Raw genomic sequence first — 6,146 nt, forward strand, 5'->3', positions numbered from 1 at the left:
AAGCCCGCGGGGGCTTTTTGTATCTAGTCCGCGCGCTGGCCACGAATGAGCCAGCCAATACCAAAGCCAGCGAGTGCCGCTACTAGTGCCCACAGGGCTGGAGCGATTTTGTTTGAGTCCTCCTCAATCGACAGTGGTGCGCTGGTGCGGGCCTGCTTTGTTTCCTTCTCACCCGTTGGCAGAACCTGCCCGTCCGGGAACACGTGCTTGACAGCTTCGGTGAGGTCGTTGGCGGTCAGGTTTTTGCCCAGAACCGCGATAGCGTAACGGTCATCGTCGCCAAGGAATCCGGCAGTGGTGTGTTGCTCTTCGTACCAACCGGACTTGTTGGCAATCGTTTCCTTCGGTAGCGCTGCACGCAGACCGAAGTTCTGGTCTGCATCGCCGTAGGAGTAGCGTGGCAGTGAGTACATCAGCTGACGCATGTATTTGGTCTCCGTGTCGCTCAGCCCGCCTTCTTCGCTCAGCATGCGGTCAAAGTAGGCGACCATGTCGGCTGGCGTACTGGTGGTGGCTCCCCACATAGGCGAGCCGACGGTCTTATCCGAGAGGCCGTAGCGCTGCCGGACATTGTCAACGATGCGTACACCGCCGTAGGAATCCCACAGCTCGTCAGTTGCTTCGTTGTTGGAGTATCGAATCATGTCGTCGCGCAGCATGGCGTCGGGGTTGCCCTCAACCGGCATATCGCCCTGGCCAGCGACGATCTCGCCCTTCTCCGGCTGCGTGTAGTTGGAATAGGCCACAACATCGGCGACGAACACCTTCATCAGGCTGGCGAGGCGAAAAACATCATCACAGTGTGAGTTGCAGATGAACTCACCGGTCTGGCGATCCAGGATGCCCATGCCGAGCATGCCGCCCTTAGCATCGAACTCCTCGGTCACTTGGTCGAGACGAGTTTGGACGCCAAGGCCCCACTGGGTCTTCGCCCCCGGCACAAGTGGGGGAAACTCCTTCGGCTCACTTTTCGCAGTGCTTTCCGACGGCTCCGTCGAGGACGTTTCCGATGTCGGTGAAGAGGTTTTCTCGGTCGACTTCTCAGCCGACTGTTCCGCCGACTTCTCTGCGGTTCGCCCTGTGCTCTTCTCGGGAGCCTTTTCAGCTGGTTTTTCGGTGGTCTTCTTGGTTTTTGCGTCGGAGGACTTAGTCGGCTCCGTTGAAGATGGAGCTGCGACGACTACCTGTGAAAATGCACCGGTATCGGTGGAGTCAGCAGTTGCGGTGACTGTCGCGTTAGCCAGCGGCGCAGTTGCTGACAGAGTAATTACCGCGGCGAGACTCGCGGCAAGTCCGCGGTACGCGCGTTGAGGGCAATGAACCATGTTTAGAGAGTTTACAACTCTGGGTGAGTCTTGCTTGTCGGTAACCAGCTCTTTCCGTTTGCCGAGAGAGAGCGAGCTAGCTCACGTACAATTTTTTAAGAGATGGAATCTTCTCGGTTCCGGTTAGTTATTCCGCATATGTTGAGGAAGGTTGGATTTGCATGGCTAATCCATTTGCCAAGGGCTGGAAGTACATGATGTCTTCGTTCGATAAGAAGATCGAAGACAATGCGGATCCTAAGGTTCAGATTGCACAGGCAGCTGAGGCCGAGCGTCAGCGCCATCAGGAGATTCAGCGTCAGGCTGCGGCTATCATCGGCAACCGCAATCAGCTGGAAATGCAGCTGGGGCGGTTGACCTCTGAGCGTGACAAGATTACCGAGAACACCCGGCAGGCACTCGCCAATGCGGATCAAGCTCGTGCCAAGGGTGATGAGGCCACTGCACAGAAGATGGAAAGCACTGCTGAGGTGTTTGCCACTCAGCTGGTGAATGTTGAAAAGGAGCTGGAAAATACTACGCAGCTCCACCAGCAGGCCGTATCTGCTGCTGAGGAGGCACAGCGTCAGGCGCAGCAGTCGCAGGCTCGCTACGAGCAGATTAAGCAGGATATCCGCAAGCTGGAGTCGCAGGCCGATCAGGCCAAGATGCAAGAGACCGCGTCGAAGACTCTCCAGAGCATGCAGGGTATTTCCGAGGATCCGAATGTGCCGACTTTGGATTCGGTCCGTGAGAAGATTGAAGGCCGCTACGCCAATGCGTTGGGCGCTCAGGAGCTCGCGGAATCCTCACAAGCAGGTCGCATGGCTGAGATCGAGACTTCGACTCGCGATGCCGCTGCCGACATGCGTCTGGCCGAAATTCGTGCCCAGATGAATAGTGAAAGCGCTGCTCTCGAATCCGGTTCTGCCGCGAAGGATAATGCCGGCGAGCTGGAGTCCGCCGAGGCCACCGAGGCCACCGAGGCCGTTGAGGACACCACAACGGACGCAGACGAAGCGAAGTAGCCTTCACCAGTTGCCAACAATCGCCAACAAGAAAGTGTCGGGGTTTATGTCAGTTTGAGCGGGAAAAACCACCCTAAACTGACATAAACCCCGACACTTTCTCGCGTCAGCCGCACCAGCGGCGACAGTAGCGCCAGCAGTGCTGAAGCCACCGAAACTGCCGAAGCCGTGAGGCGTGCTACTACTCCAATTCGCCGTTCTTCCGCGCGAGCAGCACTCCGCGGATACCGGCGTGGAAACCATCGCGCAGATTGACGCGCTGTGTCTCCGTCAGCGTGTATTCGTGCAGGGTTTCGCACGCAAACTGCAGCAGCGGACGATCAATGTCCGGCGGCAGCCCACCACCAGAGAGCAAGTGGGCACTATCGCGCGCCTGCTCGTTCGCAATATTCTCGTACCACCAGTTCGCGTACTGCTGTCCCACATCGAACGGCGTCTGGAAACCCGCGGATGCCCACACCTCGTTCGGCAGGGGCACGTATCGACTACGCAGCTTCCTCCTCGGCGCCATCATCGAAGGATTCGGCCGCGGGCTTGGTTTCGGCGTACTCGTGTTGGCACCGTCTTCGCTTGTCGACGGCTCCGTTTCCGACTCCCCTCTGCCAACTGCAGTCGACGACGCGGAAGCGGAGGCAGACGCGCCTGCATTCTCGGCTCCGGTGTTGTTCGCAGTGTCGTTACCAGCCCCACTGCCAGTGTTGACTGTCGCGCCGGGCATGGCTGCTGGAGAAGGCTGCGCTGGCTGTGTTGGCTGCGCTGGCGAGCCAGGCGAAACGTCCGAAGCAGCGGAATCCACCTGGGTAGCTTCCGAACCGCCGGTGCGCTCTACCTCAGCGCGGTGCTCAGCCTGCGCTGGGATTTCCCGGGCACCCATCTTGGCCGCGTGCTCGACCTCGTTGAACTTCGGCGAGTCGGCCTTGGCCGTCGGCGTGGCTGCGGCATTGTCTTCGCTGCGACAGTCGGAGTCGCTGTCAGCCGTGGGGGATGGCACAACGCGCTGGTCCTGCGGAACCTCCGGAGTGCCGGCCTCCGGCGAAGCAACGTCACCGTCGGCAGCGGAGGGAGTGTTCTCCGTGCCGTTGTCAAGCGAGCCCTCGCCCGGAGGAGTGATGCGCGTATCCGGCACGCAGGTAGCGCCGAGATCTTCGATTGGTTCGGCATCGCCCAGCGGTTTATTCGTGCGGACGACCGGTGGGATTGGGCCTTCGAGGACGTTGAGCTGCATGGCGTCGGCGAAGTCCTCGCGGGGATCGAGGATTGTCGTCGAATCGCAGGCATGGCGAAGCGCACCGGACATGGAGTCCCAGCCGAAGCCGTAGAGATGCACGCGCACACCGGCGGACGAAGCCTCAGCGACGCCGGGCAGCATGTCCGCATCGCCCGAGACCAGCACGATATCGGAAACTTGGTTGCGCAGGCCGGCGACAACCATGTCTGCGACAAGTCGAGTATCGACGGCCTTCTGCGTCCGTCGGTCACCCCACTCAATGAGCTGACCTGCGCGCAGCTGCACACCATCAATCGTGCGCAGTGAGCGCTGGTAACGATGCGGCCCCGACTCCGGGATGCCGTCGTACCAAAGTTGCCGCTGAACTGGCTGGTTCAGCTGCTGGTTAATCATTCGGTCAAGGACACTAACTACTTCTCTAAGGTCGATTTCTAATTGCCCGCGGGCTCCGGTTTCCCACGAGTTGTAAAAGCTCGCCAATAAATATGACGTATCGACGAACACCAATGTGCGTTCAAGCATGGCTCCTAATTCCTGATTCTTTATTAACTAAATAAGCAAACCGGTTACATCGACAAGGATGCCCGAATAATTCATTCTATGCGCTAAACATGTTTAACTTCAGGGACTATTCTTAATAAGCCGCATCACTTTGACCGCTCTTCGCGGGTTGGCAGGAGTGCGAGTCGACGAGAAGGCACCGATCAATTTAGGTATTGACGTGCAAAGAAATCGCCCCGCGAAGAGTACGACCACACAGGAGAAGGGGAGTTACAAACAGGTATGAGACGCTGGTTCGGCCTATTGGTTCTCATTACTGTGTTGGGACAAGCGGTTTTCAACGGCGGTCGCGTGCTGCTTTCTTGGCGAGTCCTCGATTTTGGCGGTTCCGCCGCCACCGTCGGCTGGTTCACTGCCGCATTTTCACTTGTACCTCTTATTATTGCGCTTCCCGCCGGCAAGCTTGTCGACAGTCATCGCGCCACCGAAGTCATGTACTCCGGTCTCGTCGCCACCGTCATCGCGGCAGCAGTAATGGCGCTCTCGCCGAACCTACCTATTCTTCTGCTCGGCTACGTGGCCCTGGGTTTTGCCCACATGACTACGCTCATCGCCGCTCAAGGCATGGTTTCGCACCTGCGTGGCGGCGTCGCCGGGCTCGATAGCCTCTTTGCTTATTTCACGCTCGGAATTTCCGTCGGGCAGTTCCTCGGCATTGTCGGTGCAGGTCTGCTCACTCCCAACCACGACGGCAGCGCCATGACCGCCACCACTTCTGCGCTCTGGGCGATGACGGGAATCGGCGCGGTCGCCCTGGTCATCGGCTGGCCGGTCGCAACTGCTTATCGACGGCACGAAGCGAATGCAGCCGCCGAAGTGCAAGCTGCTAGCTCAACTGAGCAATCCCCGGCGTCGACTGTTAGCGATCGCAGCCGGATGGACAAGAGGCGGCCGGCGCAGGCCGAAGCCAGCGGCGCATCGGTCCTAAGCATCCTGCGTATCGACGGCATGTCCAGCGCCATGGCTGTATCAATTGCGGTCATCGTAGCCATTGACCTGTTGACGGCATATGTGCCGGTGCTGGGACGCGAACTGGGCTTTAGTGTTGCCGAGGTGACGGCAATCCTTGGTGCGCGTAGTGGCCTCGCGATTATTTCCCGAGCCCTCATGCCGACTGTTTTGCACCGAGCTAATCGCAATCGAGTCCTTATCATTGCAGTTTGTGCCGGTGTCCTGCCGCTTTTGGCAATGCCGTGGCTACAGAGTGCGTGGCTGATGGTTGTCGCGGTTGGTATCTGTGGCTTGGCGTGGGGTTTTGTCATGCCCATGTCAATGACGTGGGTGAGCTCCCTGGTGGATGCCGAGGTGCGCGCTCAGGCGCTATCCATCCGACTGATGGGTAACCGCTTGGCGCAGGTCATCCTGCCGCCGGTTGCTGGTTTGGGTGCTACCGCGATGGGTGCAGGCAGTGTGTTTCTGGGGGCGGGTGCGCTGATGGGGGTCGCGTCTGCCACTGCGTGGCGACGACTCGCAGGTGACAAGGCGGCTCTCACTAAGTAATTGGTCGATTGCTGAGTTGCTGAAAAGTAGCGCCCGAGCCGTAGGAAGGCTCAAATCTGGCGTACAGAGTTAACTAAAGTGATTCGTTTTCCAGGTTCTACCAGCGGATTCGCTTAAATAGGGGCATGTGTGTAATGTATTCGGAGGTCAGCGCGGCCAGGCAGTTTATGTGTTTGGTTGGCTGATGTGGGGGAAATGTTTTCGTGCGGTTAGCCGCTGGGAGTCGTTGGTTTGACTTTCTGGTTAATTGTTTGTTAATGTTTTCTCTCGCTGCTCACGTGGTGGTTGCCCTGGTTTGGGGTGGTTGTCTTCGTGGGTGTGTGTTGTGTGAGAACTCAATAGTGTGCCGATGTACTAACTAATACTTTTTTGGGAAAGTGCTTGTTTGGTTGTCGTGTGCGTGTGTGTTGCTGGTGGGTGCCGGGGGCCTTTGTTTGTTTTGGGTCCTTGTGTGCTTGCGGGTGATGGATTGCGTGGCGGCGCCTTTGTTTGGGTGCTTTTCGCGTGGTTTTTTTCATTTGTGGG

4 protein-coding genes are annotated in these 6,146 nt (G+C 58.3%); 2 read left to right on the plus strand and 2 right to left on the minus strand.

Translation table 11 applies throughout. The annotated features are described in order from the left end of the window. Window positions 1–23: 23 nt before the first annotated feature. Complete coding sequence (locus NQ014_RS06300) at window positions 24–1,325, minus strand: class A beta-lactamase-related serine hydrolase (RefSeq protein WP_257074318.1); 1,302 nt, start codon at window positions 1,323–1,325, stop codon at window positions 24–26. Between the two features lie 161 nt (window positions 1,326–1,486). Here NQ014_RS06300 and NQ014_RS06305 point away from each other — a divergent pair, with 161 nt between their 5' ends. After that, on the plus strand, window positions 1,487–2,332 hold the full coding sequence (locus NQ014_RS06305; protein WP_257074320.1) for a PspA/IM30 family protein: 846 nt from the start codon (window positions 1,487–1,489) through the stop codon (window positions 2,330–2,332). Window positions 2,333–2,513: 181 nt separating this feature from the next. On the opposite strand, the gene NQ014_RS06310 is transcribed toward NQ014_RS06305, so the two are convergent. Further along, window positions 2,514–4,082 (minus strand): NYN domain-containing protein, encoded by a 1,569-nt coding sequence (locus NQ014_RS06310; protein WP_257074321.1) that lies wholly within the window; start codon window positions 4,080–4,082, stop codon window positions 2,514–2,516. 261 nt (window positions 4,083–4,343) lie between these two features. Here NQ014_RS06310 and NQ014_RS06315 point away from each other — a divergent pair, with 261 nt between their 5' ends. After that, entirely contained in the window at window positions 4,344–5,621 is a 1,278-nt protein-coding gene (locus NQ014_RS06315; protein WP_070643199.1) for an MFS transporter, read from the plus strand. Window positions 5,622–6,146 lie beyond the last annotated feature (525 nt).

Origin of the sequence: Corynebacterium sp. 5QC2CO (assembly GCF_024580435.1) — a bacterium.
Lineage (GTDB): Bacteria > Actinomycetota > Actinomycetes > Mycobacteriales > Mycobacteriaceae > Corynebacterium > Corynebacterium jeikeium_D.

Coding starts and splice junctions, on each gene's coding strand:
- NQ014_RS06310 (WP_257074321.1), bottom strand. CDS start 4,082: ATGCTTGAACGCACATTGGTGTTCGTCGATACGTCATATTTATTGGCG.
- NQ014_RS06315 (WP_070643199.1), top strand. CDS start 4,344: ATGAGACGCTGGTTCGGCCTATTGGTTCTCATTACTGTGTTGGGACAA.
- NQ014_RS06305 (WP_257074320.1), top strand. CDS start 1,487: ATGGCTAATCCATTTGCCAAGGGCTGGAAGTACATGATGTCTTCGTTC.
- NQ014_RS06300 (WP_257074318.1), bottom strand. CDS start 1,325: ATGGTTCATTGCCCTCAACGCGCGTACCGCGGACTTGCCGCGAGTCTC.